The 26361-nt window shown below is 75.7% G+C and carries 7 protein-coding genes; all 7 read left to right on the top strand.

Annotated elements, in window-relative coordinates:
• The first annotated feature begins 6 nt into the window (after positions 1-6).
• From SCATT_RS34135 to SCATT_RS34165, 7 genes are read left to right on the top strand one after another with little or no spacing between them, the layout of a single operon-like run.
• Positions 7-10248: a type I polyketide synthase gene (locus tag SCATT_RS34135; RefSeq protein WP_014150768.1), complete on the top strand. Its 10242-nt coding sequence runs from the start codon at positions 7-9 to the stop codon at positions 10246-10248.
• Positions 10245-19502 carry a type I polyketide synthase gene (locus SCATT_RS34140; protein WP_014150767.1) on the top strand — a complete coding sequence of 3086 codons (9258 nt, stop codon included), beginning with the start codon at positions 10245-10247 and terminating at the stop codon, positions 19500-19502. Before SCATT_RS34135 ends, SCATT_RS34140 begins: the two co-directional genes overlap by 4 nt.
• Positions 19499-22963 (top strand): SDR family NAD(P)-dependent oxidoreductase, encoded by a 3465-nt coding sequence (locus tag SCATT_RS34145; RefSeq protein ID WP_014150766.1) that lies wholly within the window; start codon positions 19499-19501, stop codon positions 22961-22963. The genes SCATT_RS34140 and SCATT_RS34145 overlap by 4 nt, the downstream gene beginning before the upstream one ends.
• Positions 22960-23868 (top strand): 3-hydroxyacyl-CoA dehydrogenase family protein, encoded by a 909-nt coding sequence (locus SCATT_RS34150; RefSeq protein ID WP_014150765.1) that lies wholly within the window; start codon positions 22960-22962, stop codon positions 23866-23868. Before SCATT_RS34145 ends, SCATT_RS34150 begins: the two co-directional genes overlap by 4 nt.
• 12 nt (positions 23869-23880) lie before the next feature.
• Positions 23881-24138 carry an acyl carrier protein gene (locus SCATT_RS34155; protein WP_014150764.1) on the top strand — a complete coding sequence of 86 codons (258 nt, stop codon included), beginning with the start codon at positions 23881-23883 and terminating at the stop codon, positions 24136-24138.
• A 10-nt stretch (positions 24139-24148) separates the two neighbouring features.
• Positions 24149-25294 (top strand): acyl-CoA dehydrogenase family protein, encoded by a 1146-nt coding sequence (locus tag SCATT_RS34160; protein WP_014150763.1) that lies wholly within the window; start codon positions 24149-24151, stop codon positions 25292-25294.
• On the top strand, positions 25291-26361 hold the full coding sequence (locus SCATT_RS34165; RefSeq protein ID WP_014150762.1) for an HAD-IIIC family phosphatase: 1071 nt from the start codon (positions 25291-25293) through the stop codon (positions 26359-26361). The genes SCATT_RS34160 and SCATT_RS34165 overlap by 4 nt, the downstream gene beginning before the upstream one ends.

Consider the following 26361-nt stretch of genomic DNA (forward strand, 5'->3'; position numbering starts at 1 on the left):
ACACCAGTGGACGAGAACGGGAAACTGCGCGACTACCTGACCCGGCTCAGCGGTGAACTCCACCGCACCCGGCTCCAGGTGCGCGACCTGGAACGCAAGGGCTCCGAGCCGATCGCGATCGTCGCCATGGCGTGCCGCTACCCGGGCGGCGTGTCGTCCCCCGAGGATCTGTGGCGCCTGGTCGCCGACGGTGTCGACGCGGTCTCCGAGTTCCCCGGCAACCGGGGCTGGAACCTCGCGGAGCTGTACGACCCCGACCCGGAGGCGGCCGGCCGGTCGTACACCCGGCACGGCGGTTTCCTGACCGATGCCGACCGGTTCGACGCCGGGCTCTTCGGCATCAACCCGCGTGAGGCGCAGGCCATGGACCCGCAGCAACGGCTGCTGCTGGAGGTGGCCTGGGAGACGTTCGAACGCGCGGGGATCCGGGCCGACCGGTTGCGCGGCAGCCGCACCGGTGTCTTCACCGGCATCATGTACCACGACTACTCGGCCTGGGCCGCCGTGGACCTCGCGGCGCTCGACGGCTACCAGGGCAGCGGCAGCGCGGGCAGCATCGCCTCCGGGCGCATCTCCTACGTGCTGGGTCTGGAGGGGCCGGCCGTCTCGGTGGACACGGCGTGCTCGTCGTCGCTGGTCACCTTGCACCTGGCGGCTCAGGCGCTGCGCGGTGGTGAGTGCTCGCTGGCCCTGGCGGGCGGGGTGACGGTGATGGCCACGCCCACCACGTTCGTGGACTTCAGCCGTCAGCGCGGGCTGTCGCCGGACGGGCGGTGCAAGTCGTTCTCGGACGACGCCGACGGCACCGGCTGGTCCGAGGGCGTCGGTCTGCTGCTGCTCGAACGCCTCTCGGACGCCCGGCGCAACGGGCACCCGGTGCTCGCCGTGCTCCGCGCCTCCGCCGTCAACCAGGACGGCGCCTCCAACGGGCTCACCGCGCCCAGCGGCCCGTCGCAGCAGCGCCTGATCCGACAGGCGCTCGCCCAGGGCGAGTTGGCCCCCGCCGACGTGGACGTGGTGGAGGCGCACGGGACGGGGACGCGGCTGGGTGATCCGATCGAGGCGCAGGCGCTGCTGGCCACCTACGGGCGGGACCGTCCGGCGGACCGGCCGCTGCTGCTGGGGTCGGTCAAGTCCAACATCGGCCACACCCAGGCGGCGGCCGGGGTGGCCGGGGTGATCAAGATGGTGCAGGCGATGGCGGCCGGGACCGTGCCGCCCACCTTGCACGTGGGCACCCCGTCGTCCCAGGTGGACTGGTCCACGGGCGCCGTGGAGCTGGTGACCGCGGCCCGGCCGTGGCCGCACACCGGGCGGGCCCGCCGGGCGGCCGTGTCGTCGTTCGGTATCTCCGGCACCAACGCCCACGTCATCCTGGAGGAGCCGCCCGCCGCCGAAACCCCCGACGAGACCGCCGCGGAACCCCCCGAAGAAACCGTCGGTGTGGTGCCCTGGGCGGTGTCGGGCCACTCCGCCGCGGCGCTGCGGGCCCAGGCGGACCGGCTGGCCGGATACGTCACCGGGCGCCCCGGTGTCCGGCCGGCCGGGGTCGGGGCCGCGCTCGTCGCGCACCGGACGCCGCTGGCCCACCGGGCGGTCGTGCTCGGGGCCGGCCGGGACGAACTGCTCGCCGGGCTGGCCGCCGTCGCCGCGGGCGAGGAGCACCCGGCGGTGGTGGCCGGGGAGGCGGCGGCCACCACCGGCCGCTCGGTCTTCGTCTTCCCCGGGCAGGGCTCGCAGTGGGCCGGGATGGCGCTCGCCCTCGCCGAGTCCTCCGAGGTGTTCCGTGCCCGGCTCGCCGAATGCGACGACGCTCTCGCGCCCTACCTGGACCGGCGCCCCCTCGACGTGCTCGACGACGCGGCGGCCGGTGCCGGGGAGTTGACGCGGGTCGACGTGGTGCAGCCGGTGCTCTTCTCGGTGATGGTCGCGCTCGCCGCGCTGTGGCGCTCGGCGGGTGTGGTGCCGCACGCGGTCACCGGCCACTCCCAGGGCGAGATCGCCGCCGCCTGCGTGGCCGGCGCGCTCAGCCTGGGGGACGCCGCCCGGGTCGTCGCGGTCCGCAGCCGCCTGCTGGTGGGGATCTCCGGCAAGGGCGGCATGGTCTCGGTGGCGCTGCCGGCCGCGGAGGTCGCCGCGCGCCTCGCGCCGTACGGCGGGCGGATCGGCGTCGCCACCGTCAACGGCCCTTCCGCCACGGTGGTTTCCGGCGACGAGGACGCGCTCACCGTGTTTCTGACGGTATGTCAGGACGAGGGTGTCAGGGCGCGGCGCGTACCGGTCGACTACGCCTCCCACTGTGCGCACGTCGACGCGGTCGAGGACGAGCTGCTGGCCGAACTCGCCGGGATCCGCCCGCGCGACGGCGAGATCGCCTTCTACTCCGCGACCACCGGCGACCTCCTCGACGGGGCGGCCCTGGACGCCGCCTATTGGTTCCGCAACCTGCGTGAGCCGGTCGACTTCGAACGGGTCACCCGGCGGCTGCTGGACGGCGGCTTCACCGGCTTCGTCGAGGTCAGCCCGCATCCCGTGCTGACCGGCGCCATCGAGGACACCGCCGCCTCGGCGGGCGCGGTCCCCGTGGTCACCGGAACGCTCCGGCGCGACGACGGCGGACTGCCGCGCTTCCTGCGCTCCCTGGCCCACCTGCACGTCGCCGGCGTCCCGGTGGACCTCGCCCCGTTCCTGCCCGGCGACCCGGTGCCCGATCTGCCGACCTACGCCTTCCAGCGGCAACGCTACTGGGCGACCCGTTCCTCCGGCGGCTCGGCCGACGCCGCCGCGCTCGGCCTCGGCGTGGTCGGCCATCCGCTGCTCGACGCCGTACTCGACGTCCCCGGCGGCGGCGCGACGCTGGTCAGCGGACGGCTCTCCACCGCCGCGCAGCCGTGGCTCGACGACCACCGTGTCTCCGGCCGGGTGCTGCTGCCCGGGGCCGCCCTGGTCGAGATGGTGATCCGCGCCGGGGACCAGGCCGGCTGCCCCGTGCTGGACGAACTGGTCGTCCAGGCACCGCTGCCGGTGGAGGCCGTGGTGCCGGTGCGCGTCGTGCTCGACCCGCCGGACGAAGGAGGACGGCGCCCGGTCACCGTCTACGCCCGCCTGCGCGACGACGCCGAGTGGACCGCCCACGCCACCGGCGTCCTCGCCCCCGAAGTCCCCGACACCCCCGCCACATCCCAACCGGCCGGCGCCTGGCCGCCCTCCGGGCCGGTGACGGCCACCGCCGAGGACGCGTACCCGGAGCTGGCCGCCCACGGACTGGCGTACGGCCCCGCCTTCCAAGGGCTGCGCACCGTCTGGCGCGGCGACGGCGAGATCCTGGCCGAGGCCGAACTGCCCGAACCGCAGCGGGACGACGCCGGGGCGTACGGGATCCACCCCGCGCTGCTCGACGCCTGCCTGCACGCCGCCGCCTTCGGCGACCTGCTCGACGGCGGCGACGGCCCGCTGCTGCCGTTCGCCTGGGCCGGGGTCCGGCTGCACGCCGTCGGCGCGGTCCGGGTACGGATCCGGGTCACCCCGGCGGACGGCGGTGGCGTGCGGCTGCTCGTCACCGACGCGGCCGGCTCGCCGGTGCTGACCGTCGCCGCGCTGACGCTGCGTCCGCTGCCGGCCGGGGCGCTGGACCCCCGGCCGCGCGCCGACGACCTCTACACCCTGGAGTGGACGCCGTGCGCCCCGGCCCCGGCCGCCGACCGGACGGCGGTGAGCGTGCTGCGCGTCCCGGACGGCGAGGACATCCGCGAGGTCACCGCCGCCACCCTCGCCGGACTCCACGCCTGGCTGGCCCGGACCGACGACACCCCGCTGACCGTCGTCACCCGCCACGCCGTCTCCGTCCGCCCCGGCGAGGACGCCGTCCCCGCCCAGGCCGCCGCCTGGGGCCTGATCCGCAGCGCGCAACTGGAACACCCGGGCCGGATCACCGCGGTGGACACCGACACCGACACCGAACTGTCCGAGGACCGCCTCGCCGCGCTGGCGGCCACCGGCGAACCCCAGCTCGCGATGCGCGGCGACACCGTCCACGCCGGCCGCCTGACCCGGATGACCGGACAACTGCCGATCCACCCGGTCGAGTTGACCGCCCCGCTGCGCATCGCGATGCGCTCCGGCGGCACCGTGGACGACCTGGCGTGGATGCCGGGCGACGAGGCGGACGGCCCGACGCCGCCGGGCCACGTGCGTATCGCGGTCCGCGCCGCCGGCCTCAACTTCCGTGACGTCGTGGTGGGTCTGGGCATGGTCGGCGGTGACGTCGGCAGACTCGGCGGCGAGGCGGCCGGTGTCGTCCTCGACGTGGGCCCCGGGGTCGACGACCTCGCCCCCGGCGACCGGGTGTTCGGCCTGTGCCCGGGGGCCTTCGGCCCGGTGGTCGTCGCCGACCGGCGCGGGCTGGCCCGTATCCCGGACGGCTGGAGCTACGTGCAGGCCGCCACGGTCCCGGTGGTCTTCCTGACCGCCTACTACGGACTGCGCGGCCTGACCCGGCTGGAGGCGGGGGAGAAGCTGCTGGTGCACGCCGCCGCGGGCGGGGTGGGCATGGCCGCGGTGCAACTGGCGCACCACTTCGGCGCCGAGGTGTGGGCCACCGCGAGCCCCGCGAAGTGGCCGGCGGTCCGCGCGCTCGGCGTGCCGGCCGAGCGCATCGCCTCCTCGCGCACCCTGGACTTCGCGTCCGCGTTCCACGGCATGGACGTGGTGCTCAACTCGCTCGCCGGAGACTTCGTCGACGCGTCGCTGCGGGTGCTCGCCCCCGGCGGCCGGTTCCTGGAGATGGGCAAGACGGACATCCGCCGCCCCGAGCAGGTCGCCGCCGTCCGCACCGACGTCGAGTACCGCTCGTACGACCTGCTCGACCCCGGGTTCGACCGGCTCGCCGGGATCTTCGCCGAGCTGATGGAGTTGTTCCAGCGCGGTGCGCTCACGCCGCTGCCGGCCACCGTCTTCGACGTACGCGACGCCCCCGAGGCGTTCCGGTTCATGGGCCGCGCCGGGCACACCGGCAAGATCGTGCTCACCGTGGACCCGCCGACGGACCCGGAGGCGGCGGTGGTGATCACCGGCGGCACCGGCGACCTCGGCGCCCGGCTCGCCCGCCACCTCGCCGCCGGCGGCGCCCGCCACCTGGTCCTCGTCTCCCGCCGGGGCCCCGACGCGCCCGGCGCCGACCGGCTCGCCGCCGAACTGCGCGCCGCCGGCGCCACCGTCGAGGTGCTGGCGTGCGACGTCACCGACCGGGACGCGGTCGCCGCGCTGCTCACCGGGCGGCGCGTCGGCGGCATCGTGCACACCGCCGGCCTCCTCGACGACGGCGTGATCACCGCGCTCACCCCCGAACGGCTGGACCGGGTGCTGGCCGTCAAGGCCGACGCCCTCCGTCACCTCGACGAACTCTCCCGCCCCCTCGACCTCGGCCTGTTCGCCGTCTACTCCTCGGCCACCGGCGTCCTCGGCGGCGCCGGCCAGGGCAACTACGCCGCGGCCAACGCCGCCGTGGACGCCATCGTGCTCCGCCGCCGCGCCGCCGGACTGCCCGGCATCTCGCTCGCCTGGGGCCTGTGGGAACAGGACGGCGGCATGACCGGCACCATGGCCGACACCGACCGCGCCCGGCTGGCCCGCCTGGGCGTCGGCGCGATCACCGCCGACGAGGGCACCGCCCTGTGGGACGCGGCACTCCGCCACAACCGGCCGCTGGCCGTGCCGGTCAAACTGGACCTGCCCCGAACCGCCCAACTCCCGCCGCTGCTCTCGGCGTTGCGCCCGGACGCCGTACACCGGGCCACCGCCGACGACGGCCTCACCGCCGGCACCGCCGACGAACTGCGCCGCACACTCGCCGGGCTGCCCCTCGCCGACCGGGCCCGGCACATCACCGACCTCGTCGCCGGACACACCGCGCGGACCCTCGGCCACCCCGACGCCTCCGCACTCGACGTCGGCCGCCCCTTCACCGAGCTGGGCTTCGACTCGCTCACCGGGGTCGAACTGCGCAACCGGCTCTCCCGGGCCACCGGACTGACCCTGCCGGCCACCCTCGTCTTCGACCACCCCACCCCGCTGGCCCTCGCGCGCGAACTCCACGCCGACCTGACCGGCGAGTTGCCGGAGCCCGCCCCGGCCGGGTACCCGACGCGCCCGGCCGACACCGGGGCACCCGTGGCCGTGATCGGCATGAGCTGCCGGTTCCCCGGCGGCGCGGACTCACCCGCACTGTTCTGGCGCAACCTGCTCGACGGGGCCGACGCGGCCACCGACGTGCCGTCCGAACGCTGGGAGATGGACGCCTTCTACGACCCCCGGCGCGGCGCGCCCGGCAAGGCGTACACCCGCAAGGCCGCGCTCGTGCGCGACATCGCCGGCTGGGACGCGGAGTTCTTCGGCCACTCCCCGCAGGAGGCGATGCGCCTGGACCCGCAGCACCGGCTCGCGCTGGAACTGGTCTGGGAGGCGCTGGAGGACGCCGGCCTCCCGGCCGACCGGCTGCGCGGCAGCCGCACCGGCGTCTTCCTGGGCCTGAGCGACTCGCAGCAGTACGGGAACCGCCAGATCGACGCCGAAGGACCGGCGGCCCTGGACGACCCCAACTTCGGGCTCGGCCTGTCCGCCAGCGCCGCCGCCGGACGCATCGCCTACCACCTGGACCTGCGCGGCCCCTGCCTGACCGTGGACACCGCCTGCTCCTCCGCGCTGACCGCCGTCCACCTGGCCGTGCAGAGCCTGCGGCGCGGCGAGTGCGAGACCGCCGTGGTGGTCGCCGCCTCCGCGCTGACCGACCCGGGGGCCTTCGTCCAGGCGTGCAAGATGAGCATGCTCGCCGCCGACGGACGCACCAAGACCTTCGACGCCGCCGCCGACGGCTTCGTCATGGGCGAGGGCGGCGGCGCCGTCGTCCTCCAGCGCGCCGACGACGCGGACCGGCGGCACCGGGCCGTCCACGCGGTCGTCCGCGGCACGGCGATGAACCAGGACGGACACAGCAACGGCCTCACCGCGCCCAACAAGCACGCCCAGGTCGCCGTCGTCCGCCAGGCGCTCGACGACGCCGGGCTGACCCCCGCCGACATCGGCTTCGTGGAGGCGCACGGCTCCGGCACCAGCCTCGGGGACGCCATCGAGATCGGCGCCCTCACCGAGGTGTTCGGCGACCGCCCCGCGACGTCGCCGCTGCTCGTCGGCGCCGTCAAGACCAACGTCGGACACCTGCTGACCGCCGCCGGCATGGCCGGACTCGTCAAGACCGTGCTGGCGCTGCGCACCGGACGGCTCCCCGGCAACCTGCACCTGACCACCCCCAACTCCCTGGTGGCGCTGGACGGTCCGGTCCGCCCGCTCACCGGCGGCGGAGCGCCGTTCCCGGACACCGGGGCGCGACGCAGGGCCGGGGTCAGCTCGTTCGGCTGGTCCGGCACCAACATCCACCTCGTGGTCGAGCAGGCACCCGAACCGGCGGCGGCCCCCGAGCCGCCCGCCGGGCCGCACCTGCTGCCGCTGTCCGCGGTCGGCGCCCCGGCGCTCGGCGCGCTGGCCGCCTCGCTCGCCGCGTGCGCCCTGCCACCGGCCGACCTCGCCCACGGACTCCAGACCGGGCGCACCGCGTTCCCGCTGCGCAAGGCGCTGGTCGTGGCCGACGCCGCCGACGCCGCGACCGCCCTGCGCGACCTCGACCCGGCCACCGCGACCACCGCCGACACCCGGCCCCACCGCGTCGGCCTCGTCCTCGCCGACACCCCGCCGGAGGCGTTCACCCGGCTCCACGAGACCGAACCGGCCTACCGCGCCGCCTACGACGAGTGCGCCGCCCACCCCGGCTTCGCGTCCCGGTACGCGTTCGCCCGGCTGCTGGAGACGTACGGCCTGGCCCCCGTGGTCCTCCTCGGCCACGGCGTCGGCGAGTTGGTGGCGGCCTGCCTGGCCGGGGTGTTCTCCACGGCCGACGCCATGGCGCTGGCCGCCGACCCGACGGCACCGGTGGCGCCCCCGGCCGAACCGCGGATCACCCTGGTCTCCCCGGTCACCGGTGCCGTGCTCACCCCCCGCCAGGCCCGCGATCCGGGCTACTGGTCGGGCGGCGACCGCACCGCGCGGTACGCCGAGGCGGCGGCCGAGTGCGCCCGCCACGCCAGCGTGGTCGTCACCACCGGCTCCGAACAGGACGCGGTGACCGTGCTGCCGTCCGACGGCGGACCGGTGGACCGCCGCAGCTGGCTGACGGCGCTCGGCCGGCTGTGGGAGGCCGGCGCCCCGGTCGACTTCGACGCCGCCCACCCCGTGCCGCGTACCGTCACCCGGCTGCCCGGCTACCCGTTCCAACGCGCCCGCTACTGGCCGATGCCGGCCGCCCGGCGGGCCCGTCCCGCCCCGGCACCGGAGAGCGGCGGCGAGCGGGGGGTGCGGTTCCTCGCCCCGACCTGGCGCCGGCACGACACCGTGGCCGTCGCCACGGCACCGGACGACGCGGCGGCGGTGGTCTTCGGCGACGAGGAGCCGGCCGGCCACCTCGGCGGCACCGTGCTGCCGCGCGGCGGCACCGCCGGGCACTACACCGACCTGCTGCTCGCCCACGCCCCCGCCGAGGGACCGCTGCGTATCGTCCACCAGGTGCCCGCCCCCGGCGACGACACCGACGCGGCGTGCGACGGCGGGGTGTTGAGCGTGCTGGCGCTGGTGCAGGCGCTCGGCCGGCTCTGGCCACAGCGCCACGTCGACCTGGTGGTCGCGCTGACCGGCGCGTACGACGTGCTCGGCGGGGAAGGCGTCGAGCCGTTCGCGGCGGCCGTCACCGGCCTGTGCCGCTCGGTGGTGGTGGAGTACCCGAGGCTGCGGGTCCGCTGCGTCGACCTCGACCCCGCCGAGGCGCCCGCGACCCGCGCCGCCCAACTGCGCCGGGAGTTCGCCCTCGACACCCCGGCCGGCCCCGACGGCGTCGCCGGGCTGCTCAGCGCCTGGCGCCGCGGCCGCCGCTGGCTGCCGGGGACGGACGAGGTCCGGCTGCCGGGCGTCCGTGACGAGGTGGTCTGGCGCCCCGGCGCGGTGTACGCCATCACCGGCGGCACCGGCGGCCTCGGCCTGGCGCTCGCCCGCCGGCTCGCCCCCACCGGCGCCAAACTCGCCCTCATCGCCCGCTCCGAACTCCCCGCCGAGGAACTGTGGGACTGGTGGATCGACGGCCACCCCGCCACCGACCGCACCAGCGAGATCCTGCTGGCCGTCAGGGAACTGCGGGCCGCCGGCGCCGACGTGCTCACCGTACGCGCCGACATCGGCGACCCCGCCCAGGCCGCCCGCGCGCTGGACGAGGTCCGGACGCGTCTCGGCCCGCCGTACGCGGTGATCCACGCGGCCGGCGTACCGGGCGGCGGCCTGCTCCAGACCAGGACCCGCGAGCAGGCGCTGTGCGTCCTCGCCCCCAAGATCCACGGAACCGTGGGCCTCGCCCGCGCGCTCCGCGCCCAGCCGCCCGAACTGCTCGTGCTCTACTCATCGTTGGTCACCGCGGTCGGCGGCCACGGCGAGGGCGACTACGGCGCCGCCAACGCCTTCCTCGACGCCTTCGCCCAGGCCGAGGACGGCCGGGCGGCGGCCCGCGTGGTCTCCGTCGGCTGGGGCCCCTGGCAGCGCGACCGCTGGCAGGCCCAGGCGTACGCGACCGCCCCCGGCGCGCTGGAGCGGGCCCGCCGCCACCGCGACGAGTACGGCCTCACCGACGAGGAAGGGCTGGACGCGCTCGGCAGCGTCCTCGCCGCCGGACCGCCGCACATCTACGTGCTCAACCAGCCGCTGCCCGACTTCGTGGCCACCGTGCGCGCACCGGCCGACCCCGGCGCCGCCGCCCCGGCCGTCCCGCCCGAACGCCGCTTCCCCCGGCCGGACCTGCGGGTCGCCCACCGCCCGCCACGCACCGACACCGAGCGGCGGGTGGCCCGGATCTGGGAGGAACTCCTCGGCATCGACGGCGTCGGCGTCCACGACCCGTTCTTCGAACTCGGCGGCACGTCACTGGTGGGCCTCGCCGTCGTCGCCCGCATCGGCGCCGAATCCGGCACCGAACTGCCCGCCGCCGCCCTCTTCGAACACCCCACCATCGCCGACCTCGCCACGCTGCTCGACGGCTCGGGCGGCGACGACCCCGCCCCGGCCGGCCGGCGGCCCGCCCCCGACGACGCCACCGGCCGAGGCCGACGCCGACGAGCCCGGGCCGGCGCCTCGACCAGCAAGCGCAGGAGGAACGCCCGATGAACCAGCCCCTCGACGACGCCCCGCAGGACGAGGCCGGCACCGACATCGCCCTCGTCGGCATGGCCGGCCGCTTCCCCGGCGCCTCGGGCGTCCGTGCCCTGTGGCGCAACCTCACCGCCGGACGCGACACCATCACCCGCTTCACCGAGGCCCGACTACGCGCCGCAGGCGTCCCCGAGGACCTCCTGGCCGACCCCGCCTACGTACGCGCCGGCTCCGTGCTCACCGGCATCGACCGCTTCGACGCCGGCTTCTTCGGCTACCCGCCCTCCGAAGCCGCCGTGCTCGACCCGCAGCAACGCCTGTTCCTGGAGAACGCCTGGTACGCGCTGGAGGACGCGGCCGTCGACCCCGGCCGCTTCGACGGGAGCATCGGCGTGGTGGCCGGCGCCGCGCTCAGCTCCTACCTCACCAACAACCTGTTCACCCGCCCCGAACTGGCCGACACCTTCGGCGAGGTGCAGGTCGGCCTCGCCAACGACAAGGACTCGCTGGCCACCCGGGTCGCCTACGCCCTGGACCTGACCGGCCCCGCGTTCAGCGTGCAGAGCTACTGCTCGACCTCGCTGGTCGCCGTCTGCGCCGCGTGCTCCGCCCTGGCCGGCGGCGAGGCCGACCTGATGCTGGCCGGCGGGGTGTCGGTCAACGTCCCGCACGAGGTCGGCTACCTCCACCAGGAAGCCGGCATGACCTCGCCGGACGGCACCTGCCGGGCGTTCGACGCCGCCGCGCGGGGCACCCCGGTCGGCAGCGGTGTCGGCGTGGTCGCGCTGCGGCGGCTGGAGGACGCCCTCGCCGACGGCGACCGGATCTACGCCGTGATCCGCGGCTGGGCGGTCGGCAACGACGGCGCCGACAAGGCCGGCTTCACCGCACCCGGGGTACGCGGCCAGGCCGGCGTCATGGCCGAGGCGCTGGCCGCCGCCGGACTCGGCCCGGCCGACGTCGACTACATCGAGGCGCACGGCACCGGCACCCGGCTCGGCGACGCCGTCGAGATCGCCGCCATCCAGCGGGTCTACGACGTGCCCGAGGTGACCGGCCTCGGCATCGGCTCGGTCAAGACCAACCTCGGCCACCTCGACCGCGCCGCCGGGGTCACCGGACTGATCAAGACCGCCCTCGCCCTGCACCACGAACGCATCCCGGCCACCCTCCACCACGAACGGGCCAACCCCCAACTGGCCGCCTCCGGCGAGCGGATCACCGTGGTCGGCGAGGAACGCCCGTGGCCACGCGGCGAACGGCCACGCCGCGCCGGGGTCAGCGCCTTCGGCATCGGCGGCACCAACGCCCACGTGATCGTCGAGGAGGCACCACGGCCCCGCGCCGCCGGACCGCTCCCTGCGCGCCGCCACCAGGTCATGGTCTGGTCGGCGCGCTCCGAACCGGCCGCCGACGCCTACACCGGGCGCCTGCGCGCCGCCCTCACCGCCGCGCCCGACGACCGGACGCTCGCCGATGTGGCGCACACCCTCCAGTCCGGCCGGGCCCTCTTCGGCCACCGCCGGGCCACCGTGGTGGACTCCGTCGCCGACGCCGGACGCGCCCTCGGCGACGACCGCGACCACCGGGTGCTCGGCCGCGCCGAGACCCGCGACGACCGCCCCGTCGGCTTCCTGCTGGCCGGTGTCGGCGAGCACTACCGAGGGATGGCCGCCGAGATCCACGCCGAGGAACCCGTCTTCGCCGAGGCGCTCGACGAGTGCGGCGAGCTGTTCACCGCCCACCTCGGGCGGAACCCGGTCCAGGAACTCCTGCTCGGTGAGCGGGAGTCCGGCGGCCCCGACCTGGCCCGGCTGATGGGACGCGGCGGGGCGCCGGCGCCGGAACGCGCCGCCGAGGACGCCACCGAGATCGCGCAACCGGCCGTGTTCGCGCTCGACTACGCCCTCGGCCGGCTGCTGCTGTCCTGGGGGCTGCGGCCACGCGTCCTGCTCGGCTACAGCGTCGGCGAGTTCGCCGCCGCCTGCCTGTCCGGCAGCCTCACCCCGGCCGAGGCCACCGGCCTGGTCGCCACCCGCGCGCGGCTCATCGCCCGGCTGCCCGGCGGCGTGATGACCGCCGTTGGCCTGTCCGTCGGCGAACTCACCGACAAACTGGGCCCGTTGAGCGCCGCCGGGATCGACGTCGCCGCCGTCAACGGACCCCGCTTCACCGTCCTGTCCGGACCGGCCGACGCCGTCGAGCGGACCGTCTCCCGGCTGGCCGCCCTCGACGTGCCCTGCCGGGAGCTGCGCACCACGCACGCCTTCCACTCCGCCACGCTGCGTCCGGCGGCGCCGGAACTGACCGCGTGGGCGCGGGCCAACCTGGAACCGCGCCCGCCCCGCATCCCGTACCTGTCGAACGTCACCGGCAAGGTGATCACCGAACGGCAGCTCGCCGACCCGGCGTACTGGAGCGACCACATGTGCTCCACCGTGCGCTTCGCCGACATGCTCGGCGAGGTGCTCACCGGCGAGGACCTGCTGATCGAACTGGGCGCCGGACAGTCACTGGGCGCGATGGCGCGCAACCACCCGGACTGCCCGCGCCCGCAATGGCCGCTCCTGCTGCCGACGCTGCCCGCGCAGGGCGACCCGGCGAGCGGCACCGCCGTACTCGCCCGCACCGTCGCCCAGGCGTGGCTGACCGGCGCCACCGTCGACTGGGACGCCTATCGGCGCGACCGCGACGTGCGGCGCACCACGGCGCCGGACTACCCGTTCCAACGGCAGAGCTACTGGATCGACGCCGACCCCGCCCGTACCGCCCCCGTCACCACCGGGGGCCCGGCCGCCGACACCACGGGCCCGGAGCTGTTCGCCCCCGCCTGGAGCCCCGCCCCGCTGCCGGCCGGCGGACGCCTCCCCGACGGGCCGGTGTGGATCGCCGCCGAGGACGGACCGGCCGTCACGGCGCTCACCGCCCGGCTGGCCGCCGACGGCCGCGCGACCACGGTCACCCGCCCCGGGGAGGACTACCGCGCGCTGCTCGAACACGCCCCGGCCCCGGGCGCGGTGGTGCACCTGGCCGGGAGCGGCGACGGCGCCTTCGACGAACTGCGCGCGCTGACCGCCGCGTTGGGCGACGCCGGGGTCACCGCCGACGTCCTCGTGGTGACCGAGGACGCCCGCGCCGTGCTCCCCGGCGACCGCGTCGTCCCCGAACGCGCGGCCGTCTTCGGCCCGGCGCTCGTCGCCCCCCAGGAGTACGACACGCTCGCGGTGCGCACCCTCGACGTCTCCGCCCCCGACCCGGACGCCCTGGCCGGCGCCGTCCTCGCCGAACTCGCCGCCGACGTGCCCGACCACGTGGTGGCGCTGCGCGACGGGGTACGCCTCACCCAGGGGTACGTCCCCGTCACCGAGGCCGGCACCCCCGAGCCCGTCCGCCTCGGCCCCGGTGACGTCTGCCTGGTCACCGGCGGCCTCGGCCCGGTCGGCCTGCTGCTCGCCGGACACCTCGGGGCGTTGGGCGTCCACGTGGTGCTCGCCGGCCGCACCGGCCTGCCCGACGAGGCCGACTGGCCCGCCCTGCTCGCCGACCCCGCCACCACCACCGCGCTGCGCGCCCGGATCGAAGGGGTACGGGCGCTGCGCGGACGCGGCGTCCGCGTGGAGGTCGTCGCCGTCGACGTGACCGACACCGAGGCGCTGACCACCGTGCTGGCCGGGGTACGGGAACGGCACGGCCGCCTCGACGGGGTGTTCCACCTGGCGGCCGTCACCGACCCGCGTCACTTCGCCGCCCTGTCCGACCTCGGCCCCGAGCAGCGGGACGCCCACCTGTCCGCCAAGGCCGGCGGTGCCCGCGCCCTCGACGCCGCGCTCGCCGTCCACCCGGCCCGGTTCTGCGTGTTCTTCTCCTCGATGTCGTCGGTCCTCGGCGGACTCGCCTTCGCCGGTTACGCGGCGGCCAACGCGGTGCTGGACGCCTGGGCCAACGCCCCGCACGACGGCCCCACCCGCCGGCTCGCCGTCGACTGGGACACCTGGGCGACGACCGCCGCCGCCGTGGGCGACCAGGCGCTCGGCGCGAGCCTGGCCCAGTACTCGCTCACCGAACGGGAAGCGCTCGACGCGCTCGACGCGGTGCTCGCCCGGCCGCTGCCACGCACCCTGGTCTGCGCCGGTGACCTGCCCGCCCGGCTGGCCCGCTGGGTCGACCGGCGCCGCCCGGCACCCGCCCCCGCGGCCGGCACCACCCGCTTCCCCCGCCCCGAACTGGCCCAGCCCTACGTACCTCCCAAGGGCGACCACGAACGGCGCCTGGCCGAGCTGTGGGGCGAACTCCTGGGCCTGGACCGGGTCGGCGCCCGCGACAACTTCGCCGACCTGGGCGGCACTTCACTGATGGCGCTCCAACTGGTCAAGCGTATCCGCGCCGCCTTCGGCGTGGCCGTCTCCCCGGTCACCCTCTTCGAAGCCCCCACCGTCCACGCCATGGCCCGCCTGCTCGGCCAACCGTCCGCCGAACCCGCCACCCCGCCCGTGCCGGCCCCGCCCCGCGCGGCGGCCACCGACGACGATCCGATCGCGGTCATCGGCGTGGCCGGACGCTTCCCCGGGGCGGCCGACACCGACGCGTTCTGGGCCAACCTCAGCGGCGGCGTGGAATCCGTCACCCGCTTCACCGAGGAGGAACTGCTCGCCTCCGGCGTCCCCGCGGAGCGCGTCCACGACCCCGACTACGTACCGGCCCGCCCGGTGCTCGACGACATCCGCTCCTTCGACGCCGAGTTCTTCGGCTACAGCCCCCGCGACGCGGCCATCACCGACCCCCAGCACCGGCTGTTCCTGGAGTGCTGCTGGGAGGCGCTGGAACGCGGCGGCTACGGCGCCCGCGACGGACGCGGCCGGGTCGGGGTCTTCGGCGGCACCAACCTCAGCACGTACCTGATGCGCCACGCCGCGACGGTGACCGGCGCCGGGGAGGCCGACGTCTACTCCTCGGTCATCGGCAACGACAAGGACTCGCTGGCCACCGGGGTGTCGTACAAGCTGGGCCTGACCGGGCCCAGCCTGTCGGTGCAGACGTTCTGCTCCACCGCCCTGGTCGGCGTCCACCTGGCCTGCCAGAGCCTGCGGGCGGGCGAGTGCGAGCTGGCCCTGGCCGGCGGCGTGGGCATCCACGTGCCGGACCGGGTCGGCCACCAGTACACGCCCGGCGGTATGGAGTCACCGGACGGCAAGGTCCGCGCCTTCGACGCCCGGGCCGGCGGCACGCTCTTCGGCGACGGCGCCGGAGTGGTGCTGCTCAAGCGGCTCTCCGCGGCCCGCGCCGACGGCGACACGGTGCTCGCGGTGATCCGCGGCTCGGCGGTCAACAACGACGGCGCCCTCAAGGTCGGCTACACCGCGCCGAGCGTCGTCGGCCAGGCCACCGTGGTCGCCCAGGCCATGGCGGCGGCCGGGGTCACCGCCGAGGACGTCTCATACGTCGAGGCGCACGGCACCGCCACCCCGCTCGGCGACCCCATCGAAATCGCCGCGCTGACCAAGGCGTTCGGCCCCACCGAACGCCGCGGGTACTGCCCGATCGGCTCGGTGAAGACCAACATCGGCCACCTGGGGGCCGCCGCCGGCGCCACCGGACTGATCAAGACCGTGCTCTCCCTGCGGCACCGGCAGATCCCGCCCAGCCTCAACTACACCGAACCCAGCCCCGACATCGACTTCGCCGCCTCCCCGTTCTTCGTCAACACCGAACTGCGGCCCTGGCAGCCGCCCGAAGGCCGACCGCGCATCGCCGGGGTCAACTCCCTCGGCATGGGCGGCACCAACGTGCACGTCGTCCTCCAGGAGGCCCCCGAACCGCCGCCCGCCGCCGACGACGGCCCAGGCCCCGCCCGGCGCTACGAGGTGCTGCCGGTCTCCGCACGCACCGAGGCCGCCGCCGACCAGGCCGTGCGCAACCTGCGCGAACACCTGCGCCGCGAGAACGGACTGAGGCCGCGCGACGTGGCGTTCACCCTCCAGGCCGGCCGCGAACGGTTCGAGCACCGCCGCGCCCTGGTCACCGACGCGCCCGCCGCGCTCGGCGCCGCCGACGACCCGGTGCCTGGCCCGCTGCGCCGCGCCGACACCATGGTCGGCCGCCCGGTGGCCTTCCTCTTCGCCGGCGTCGGAGAGCAGTACCCCGGCATGATCGCCGACCTGTACGAGCGCGAACCGGTCTTCCGAACCGTGGTCGACGAGTGCGCCGCGCTGCTGCGGGACGACCCGGCCGCCGCCGCGCTGCCCCTGCTCACCTCGGCCCGCCGGCCGGCCGGCGACGGAGGGCTCGCGGCCCTGCTCGGCCGCGCCGAACCGGACGCCGACCCCGCCGCGCGGGAACTCGCCCGTACCGAACTGGCCCAGCCGGCCATGTTCGTGGCCCAGTACGCGCTCGCCCGGCTGCTGATGTCGTGGGGGCTGGAACCGGTCACCATGGCCGGCTACAGCCTCGGCGAGTACGTGGCCGCCTGCCTGGCCGGGGTCCTCACGCTGCCGGAGGCGCTGCGGCTGGTCGCGTACCGGGCCCGGCTGATCTCCCGGCTGCCGACCGGGGCGATGGCCGCCGTGCCGCTGACCCCGGCCGCGCTGACGGACCGCTTCGGCGACCCGGCCGCGCACGGGCTCGACGTGGCCGTGCTCAACGGCCCCGAGCAGACCGTGCTCGGCGGTACGCCGGAAGCCGTCGAGGCGTGGGCGGCCCGGCTGACCGAGGCGGGCGTGCCGGTGCGCCGGCTGGCGACCACGCACGCGTTCCACACCCGCATGATGGCGCCGGCCGCGGACGAGCTGACCGCGTGGGTGCGGGCCAACGTCCGTCCGCGGCCACCCGAGCGCGCCTACCTCTCCGACGTCACCGGCGGCCCGGCCACCGCCGAGCTGGTCACCGACCCTGGCTACTGGGCGCGGCACCTGTGCTCCACCGTCCGGTTCGCCGAGGCCGTCGAGGCGCTGCTCGCCGACCCGGACCCGGCGCTGGTCGAGCTGGGCCCCGGGCAGTCGCTCGGCGCCATGGTCCGCGCCCACCCCGGCTGCCCCCGGGACCGCTGGCCGCTGATCGTGCCGACGCTGCCCGCGGCGTCCGACCCCCGCCCCGGCGACGCCGCGCTGGCCGACGCGCTGGCCCGGCTGTGGCTGGCCGGCGCCGACGTCGACTGGGCCGCCCACCACGCCGACCGCGCGCCACGCCGGATCCCGCTGCCCACCTACCCGTTCCAGCGCCGCGACCACTGGCTGGAGGCACCCGCCGCCACCCCAGCCGTCGCGGCGGCCGGCGGCGACGGCGACGGCGACCCGCGCATGCCGTCGCTGCCGAGGCTGCCCGAGGAGGAATGGCTGCACGCGCCGGTCTGGCGGCGCACCGCCACCCCCGGCCACCCCACCCCGACGGCCCGCTGGCTGCTCTTCACCGACCACGGCCCCGCCGACGAACTGGCCGCGCCACTGGCCCGCCGGCTTACCGAGGCGGGCGGCAGCGTCGTACGCGTCCGCCCCGACGCCGACGCCGACGGACCACGACGCGTCGCAGACGACGAGTACACCGTGCACCCCGGCGACGCCGCCCAACTGCGCGAACTGCTGCGGACGTTGCGCGGCGACGGCGGCCTGCCGGAGCGGGCCGTGCACCTGTGGACGCTGTCGGCACCGGCCACCGGCGGCCTGGCCACCGCCCTGGAACACGGCAACGACACCCTGATCGCGCTGGCCACCGCCGCCAACGACGTCGGCCTGCTCAAGTGGTCGCTGGACGTGGTCACCACCGGCACCCGGCCGGTCACCGGCACCGAGACCGTCCGCCCCGAACTGGCCACCGTCTCCGGACCGGTACGCGGCATCCCGCTGGAATACCCGGGCGTGGTCTGCCGGCTCATCGACGTCGAACCCCCCGCCGGGGACGCCGGGCGGCTGGCCGGGCTGATCGCCGCCGAACTGGGGGCCAACGGCGACGAGCCGGTGGTGGCGCTGCGCAACGGCCGCCGCTGGCTGCCCGGTTACGAGCCCGTGCCGCTCGCCGAGGGACACCCGGCCACCCCGTTGCGGGAGGGCGGCGTCTACCTGGTGACCGGCGGGCTGGGCGGCATCGGGCTGGCCATGGCCGAACGGCTGGCGGCCGAATGCCGGGCCCGGCTGGTGCTCTTCGGACGCACCGGACTGCCACCACGCGAGCTGTGGCCGGAGATCCTGGCCGACCCCGCCGCCGGGGACGAGGTCCGCCGCCGGCTCACCGGCGTGCTGCGCCTGGAGGAACGGGGCGCGCAGGTCGCCGTGGTCACCGGCGACGTCGCCGACGAGGCCGACGCCCACCGCGCGGTCCGGGCCGGGATCGAACGCTGGGGCGCCCTGCACGGCGTGCTCCACGCGGCCGGGCTGCCCGGCATCGGGCTGATGCAGTTCAAGACCACCGGCGACATGCGCAAGGTCATGGCACCCAAGATCGACGGCACCCTGGCGCTGGAGGCGGCGCTGCGGGAGGTGCCGCTGGACTTCCTGTGCCTGTTCTCCTCCATCACCTCGGCGACCGGCGGCGGACCCGGCCAGGTCGACTACAGCGCCGCCAACGCCTTCCTCGACGCGTACGCGTGCGCCGCCGACCAGGGTCCCGGCGGGCGGCGCACGGTGGCGATCGGCTGGGGCGAGTGGACGTGGAACGCCTGGGAGGCCGGCCTGGCCGGCTACGACGCCGAGGTGCGGGCCTTCTTCCGGGAGAACCGGGCCCGCTTCGGCATCGGCTTCGACGAGGGCTGGCGCGCGCTGCTGCGGGCGCTGACCCAGGACGAGCCGTACGTCGTGGTCAACACCCAGGACTTCGCGCAGTACGTGCGGATCAGCCGCGACTTCACCGTGGACGCGGTCGGCGGCGCCCGTGTCGCCAGGCTGGAGGGCGGCCGCCATCCACGGCCCGACCTGGTCACCCCCTACGTGCTCCCGGCCGGACCCACCCAGCGGGCGATCGCGGAGGTCTGGTCCGATCTGCTCGGCGTGGAGAACGTCGGCGCCGACGACAACTTCTTCGACCTGGGCGGCAGTTCGCTGATCGGCATGGAGGTCATGGCCCGCGTCCGCCGCCGGCTCGGGGTCGAGGACCTCGCCCCGCACGTGCTGTACGAGGCGCCGACCGTCGCCTCGCTGGCCCGGTTCCTGGCCGCCGCCGGCGCCGTGGCCGACGGGGAGGCGCAGCCGGCCGGGACGGCGGACGGCGACGACGAACGGGCCCGCGGCGAGCAGCGCCGCCGCGTGCTGCGCCGGGGCCGGGCCCGGGAGGGGGAGCGGGCATGAGCGAGGACACCGAGTCGCAGCTGGCCGTCGTGGGCATGGCCGGCCGCTTCCCCGGCGCGGGCGACGTGACCGCGTTCTGGCGCAACCTCACCGCGGGCGTCGGCGGCATCCGGGAGATCACCCACGAGGAACTGGCCGCCGCCAAGGTGCCCGCCGCCGTACGGGCCGACCCGGCGTACGTGCGCAAGGGAGCCCCGCTCGCGGACACCGACCTGTTCGACGCCGCGTTCTTCGGCTACAGCCCGCGCGAGGCGGAGGTCACCGATCCGCAGCACCGGATGTTCCTGGAGTGCGCCTGGGAAGCGCTGGAGGGCGCCGGATACCGGCCCACCGCGGTCCCCGGCAAGGTCGGCGTCTTCGGCGGCGTCGCCCCCAGCACCTACGGCCTGCGGCACGTGCTCACCCGCCCCGAGGTGATGGCCACCATCACCATGGAGCAGTACGGCACGGGCACCACCGCCGACGCGCTGTGCACGATGGTCGCCTACAAACTGGGGCTGACCGGGCCGGTGCTGGGCGTGCAGACCAACTGCTCGACCTCGCTGGTCGCCGTCCACCTCGCGGCGCAGGCCCTGCTCACCTACGACTGCGACGTGGCCCTGGCCGGCGGGGCGGCCATCGCCGACCCGCTGCCCGTCGGCTACCCCTTCGAGGACGGCTCGATCGTCTCCCCGGACGGCACCGTACGCAGCTTCGACGCCGACGCGGCCGGCACCGTCGTCGGCAACGGCGTCGGCGTGGTGGCGCTCAAGCGCCTGGCCGACGCGGAGCGCGACGGCGACCACGTCTGGGCGGTCCTCCTGGGCAGCGCGGTCAACAACGACGGGGCGGGGCGCGCCGGTTACGGGGCCCCGGGCGTCGACGGCCAGAGCGCCGTGATGACGTACGCGCTCGCCGTCGCCGACGTCGACCCCGGTGACGTGGGGTACGTCGAATGCCACGCCACCGGCACCCGGCTCGGCGACGCCATCGAACTGGCCGCGCTGGACCGGGCGTTCCCCGGCACGCCCGAGCGTCCCCGGGTGCTCTCCTCGCTCAAGCCCGACATCGGCCACCTGGACCGGGCCTCCGGCGTCGCCGGGCTCATCAAGGCCGTCCTGGCGCTCCACCACCGGGTGCTCCCCGCCACCCGGGGCTTCCGGCGGCCCAACCGGGCGCTGGACACCGCCCGGTTCACCGTCCTCACCGAGGACCGGCCGTGGCCGCCCGGACCCCGCCCCCGCCGCGCCTGCGTCAGCTCGTTCGGAGCCGGCGGCACCAACGCGCACGTGGTGCTCCAGGAGGCCCCGCAGCCCCCGCCGCGCGCCGAGGCCCCCGGCCCGCACCTGCTGGTGCTCTCGGCGCGTACCCCGACCGCCCTGAAGGAGTCGGTACGGCGGCTGCACGCCCGGCTGAGCGGACCGGACGCGCCGGAGCTGTGCGACGTCGCCCACACCGTGCAGCGAAGCCGCGCCGGGTTCGCCCACCGGACCGCCGTGGTCTGCGCCGACCTCGCCGAGGCGGTCAAGGCGCTCGCCGATCCGGACGCGCTCCCCGTCACCGGACCGGTGGCGCTGTCCGGGCGGCGGGTCACCCCGGGCGGGCCCGCCGAGGCCGCCGAACGATGGCTGGCGGGCGACGACGTCGACTTCTCGGCGCTGCACGACGGGCCGCGGCGCCGGGTGCCGCTGCCCACCTACCCGTTCGAGCGGCGCCGCTACTTCATCGACCGCGCCGACGCCCCGACCGCGCCCGCCCCGGTGCGGGAGGCCGCCACCGGACGCCTGCCGGAGCTGGCCGACTGGTTCTCCCACCCCACCTGGCGCTGCGTGCCGCTGCTCGGCGACCCCGACCCGGCCACGCTGCGCCGGCACGGCCCCTGGTGGGTGCTGGCCGACGCCGGACCGGGCGCCGAGGCCGCCGCGACGCTGGCCCGCGCCGGGGCCGAGGTGGTCCGCCTCACCAGCGGTGACCGCGGCTACGCCGAGGTGCTGGCGGCCGGGCCCCGGCCCCGTACCGTGGTGCACGCGCTGCTGCCCGGCCGGGAGACCGACGACGCCGGCGCGCTGCGGGAGGGCTTCCACTCGGTGCGCGCCCTCGCCGGGGCGCTGGCCGAGGACCCCCGCCCCGGCCCCGTCACGCTGCTGCTGTGCACCTCCGGCGCCGTTGAGGCGACCGGCGGCGACCTGCGCCACCCCGAGCAGGCCACGCTGGTGGGGCTGCGCCCCGTGCTCGGCCAGGAGTTCGGCGACCTGACCTGCCGCCTGGCCGACACCACCGCCGCCACCCGCGGCGCCGACCTGCTGCGCGAGGCCGTCCTCGGCGAGGGCGCCGAACCGGTGGCGCTGCGCGGCGCCGACCGCTGGGTACGCGGCTTCGACCCGATCCGCCCGCCCGCCTCCCCGCCCGGCCGCCCGGTGATCCGCCCCGGCTCGACGGTGCTGATCACCGGCGGCCTCGGCACCGTCGGCACCGCTCTCGCCGAGCGACTGGCCCGCCGCGCCTGCTCGTTGGTGCTCCTCGGCCGTACCCCCGTGCCACCCGAGGCGGCCTGGGACGCCCCGGACCACGACCGGCGCGCGGCGGCGGCGATCGCGGCGGTACGCCGGCTGCGCGCCCTCGGCGCCGAGGTGCTGACCGTGGCGGCGGACATCGCCGACCGGACGGCCGTGGCCGAAGCCCTCACGGCGGCACGGGAACGCTTCGGGACGATCGACGTGGTAATCCACGCCGCGGGCACGCAAGGGGCGCGCTACTTCGGGTTCGCCCCCTCGCTCACCGACGACGTGTGCGACCTGCACTTCCGTTCCAAGGCCGGCGGCCTGCGGGTCCTCGACGAACTCCTCGGCGCCGACGAGGCGCCGCTGCGGATCGCCGTCTCCTCGCTCGCCGCGGTCCTCGGCGGGGTCGGCTACGGCGCCTACGCCGCGGCCAACGCGGCGATGGACGCCCACGCCCGCGCGAGCGGCCGGTGGCTGCCGGTCGACTTCGACACCTGGAACCTCGGCCAGGACCCGCACGGCGACCTCGGCGCGACCATGAAGGACTTCCACTACGACGCCGACGAGGGCTTCGAGGTGCTCCAGCGCTGCCTCGCGCTGACCGGCCGGGTCCGCCAGGTGGTGGTCTCCACCGGCTCGCTGCGAAGCCGCCTGGACCAGTGGACGGCACCGGGCGCCGGCCCGGACCGGGAACCCGGCGCCACCCGGACCCGCCACCCGCGGCCGGAGCTGATGACCGGCTACGAGCCGCCGGCCACGCCCCAGGAGGCGGCGCTCGCCGAGATCTGGGGCGACATCCTCGGCGTCGACGGCGTCGGCGTGCACGACAGCTTCTTCGACCTCGGCGGCCACTCCCTGACCGCCGTCCGGATGATGGCCAAGGTCCGCGGCCGGTTCGGAGGCTTTCCCGTCGCGGTGCTCCTGGAGAACCCGACGGTCCGCAGTTTCTGTGCAGTGATCAACGGAAGGAATCCCGGGTGACCCTGACAGGAGTCGTCGGCGCGGGCGTGATGGGCGCCGGCGTCGCGCAGAACCTGGCCCAAGCCGGCCACGACGTCGTCCTGGTCGACAACGACCCCGACGCGGTGACCAAGGCGCTGTCCACGATCGAACTCAACTGCCGGACGAGCCGGCTGCTCGGCGGCCCCGACCTCGACCCGGACGCCGTACTGGCCCGGATCACCGCCGGCACCGACCTGGCCCCGCTCGCCGACGCGGAGACGGTGATCGAGAACATCACCGAGAACTGGGAGCTCAAGCGCGCGCTCTACCTGGAGCTGGACCAGGTGGTGCGGGCGGACGCGGTGTTCGTCGCCAACACCTCGGCCATCCCGATCACCCGCCTGGCGTCGCTCACCCGCCGCCCACGCCAGTTCGTCGGCGTGCACTTCATGAACCCGGTGCCGATGAAACCGGCCGTGGAACTGATCCCCGGCCACCACACCTCCCCCGAGGCGCTGGAACGGGTCCGCGCCCTGCTCACCTCCATGGGCAAGAAGGCGATCCAGGTCAACGACGCCTGCGGGTTCGTCTCCAACCGGGTGCTGATGCTCACCGTCAACGAGGCCGCGTTCCTGGTCCACGAGGGCGTCGCCGACGCCGAGACCGTCGACGAGGTCTTCCGCAGTTGCTTCGGCCACCCGATGGGCCCGCTCCAGACCGCCGACCTGATCGGCGTCGACACCATCCTCTACAGCATCGAGGTGCTCCACGAGCACTTCGCCGACAGCAAGTACCGCCCCTGCCCGCTGCTGAAGCAGATGACCGACGCGGGCCTCCACGGCCGCAAGACCGGCCGCGGCTTCTACACGTACGACGCACCGGCGGCGCCGTCCCCCGTGGCCGCCGCCGGCAACGGATCCCGTCCCTCCGCAGTCACCCGTTGAGGAGCACGTCCCATGACCGACTTCCGCGCACCCGTCCGTGACTTCATCCTGGCACGCTTCCCGAACCTCGAACTCGCCGACGACGACGACATCTTCGCGCTCGGCTTCGTCAACTCGCTCTTCGCCATGGAACTGGTGATGTTCGTGGAGAAGACCTTCGGCACCAAGGTGCCCAACAACGAGATACGCCTCGACAACTTCCGCACCGTCGAGCGGATGGGCGACCTGGTCGCCCGGATCACCGCCGGCGACCGTGCCACCGTGAGCTGAGGCGCCGGCCGTGTCGAGCCTGACGACCGACCACGACCCGGCCGCCGGCGTCCCCGCCGCGATACGGAGCTTCGTCGACGACGAGATCGTGCCGTACGCCGGCGAGTGGGACCGGGCCGAACGCATCCCCCGCGACGTGCTGGACCGCATCTGCGAACTGGGCCTGTGGGCCCCGTTCCTCCCCGAGGCGCACGGCGGGGCCGCCCTGCCGTGGACCGAGGTCGGCCGCCTCCACGAGGAGGTGGGCCGCGGCTGCTCCGCGGTACGCAGCCTGCTGACCGTCCACACCATGGTCGCCGGCACCGTGCTGCGCTGGGGCACCGACGAACAGCGCGCCCGGTGGCTGCCGCTACTGGCCCGGGGTGAACCGCTGGGCGCCTTCTGCCTGTCCGAGCCGGACAGCGGCAGCGCCGCCGACGCGGCCGGCACCGTCGCCGTACCCGACGGCACCGGCTGGCGGCTCACCGGCACCAAGACGTGGATCACCGGCGGCCAGGTCGCCGGGGTGCTGCTGGTCTTCGCCCGCGTCCAGGACGCCATGTCGGCGTTCCTGGTGCCGGCGGACGCCCCGGGCGTCACCGTCACACCGCTGGGCGGCATGATGGGCACCCCCGGCAGCATGCTCGCCCGCATCGACCTCGACCGCGTCCCCGTGGACGCGCAGGCGCTCATCGGCCCGGAGGGGTGGGCCGCGGGCACCGTGATGACCGGGGCGCTCGACCTGGGCCGGTTCAGCGTCGCCAGCGGCAGCGTCGGCGTGGTCCGCGCCTGCCTCGACGCCTGCGTGGCCTACACCGCGCGCCGCCGGGTACGCGGCGCCAAGCTCTCCGAACTGCCGCTGATCCGCCGCAAGATCAGCGACATGGTGGTCGCCGGCCGGGCCGGCCGGCTGCTCTGCGCCGAGGCCGGACGCCTCAAGGACGACGACGACCCCGCCACCATCATGGCCAGCTGGATCGCCAAGTACTACACGTCCACCGCCGCCACCGCGGCCTCCGCGGACGCCGTGCAGATCCACGGCGCCCACGGGTTCAGCCCCGACTACCCGGTGGCGCGCTACTACCGCGACGCCCGGGTCGCCGAGGTCATCGAGGGCAGCACCGAACTTCAGCAGCTCACCATCGCCGACGTGGCATACCAGGAGGCACGAGCATGAGCACGGAGACGGCCGCCGGGCGCACCCCGCGGACCACGCCCCGGCGCGGCAGGATCAAATGCGTGGTGTGGGACCTGGACGACACCGTGTGGGACGGCGTCCTGCTGGAGGACGGCGAGGTCACCGTCCGCCCCGCGGTGGTCGCCGAGATCCGGCGCCTGGACGGGCTGGGCATCCTGCACTCCGTCGCCAGCCGCAACGACCACGAGGCGGCCATGGCCAGACTGCGCGCGGCCGGACTCGACGACTACTTCCTGCACCCGCAGATCGGCTGGAACCCCAAGTCCGCCTCGGTGGCCGAGGTCGCCAAGGCCCTCAACATCGGCCTGGACACCATCGCGTTCGTCGACGACCAGCCGTTCGAGCGCGAGGAGGTGGCCCACGCGCTCCCGCAGATCCTCACCGTCGACGCCGCCGACATCCACACCGCGCTGCGCACCGAGGAGTTCCGGCCCCGGTTCGTCACCGACGAGTCCCGCACCCGCCGCGCCATGTACCGCAGCGCCATCGAGCGCGACCAGGTCGAGCGGGAGTACACCGGCACCAGCGAGGAGTTCCTCGCCACCTTGGACATGGTCTTCACCATCGCCCCCGCCCGCCCCGGCGACCTGCAACGCGCCGAGGAGCTGACGGTACGCACCAACCAGCTCAACGCCACCGGCCGCACCTACTCCTACGACGAACTCGACGCGCTGCGCCGCTCCGACGACCACCTGCTGCTGGTGGCCGGCCTCACCGACAAGTACGGCAGCTACGGCACCATCGGCCTGGCCCTGGTCGAGAAGGGCAGGCCCGCCTGGCACCTGCGGATGATGCTGATGTCCTGCCGGGTCATGTCCCGCGGCGTCGGCACCGTGCTGCTCAACCACGTCATGGGCCTGGCCAAGGCGGACGGCGCCACGCTGCGCGCCGACTTCGTGGAGACCGGACGCAACCGCGTCATGTACGTCACCTACGCGTTCGCCGGCTTCACCGAGGCCCAGCGCGACGGCGACCGGATCGTGCTGGAGTCCCGGCTGGACGAGATCCAGCCGCCGCCCGCCTACCTGACCCTCGACATCGCCTGA

The organism is Streptantibioticus cattleyicolor NRRL 8057 = DSM 46488 (assembly GCF_000240165.1).
Lineage (GTDB): Bacteria > Actinomycetota > Actinomycetes > Streptomycetales > Streptomycetaceae > Streptantibioticus > Streptantibioticus cattleyicolor.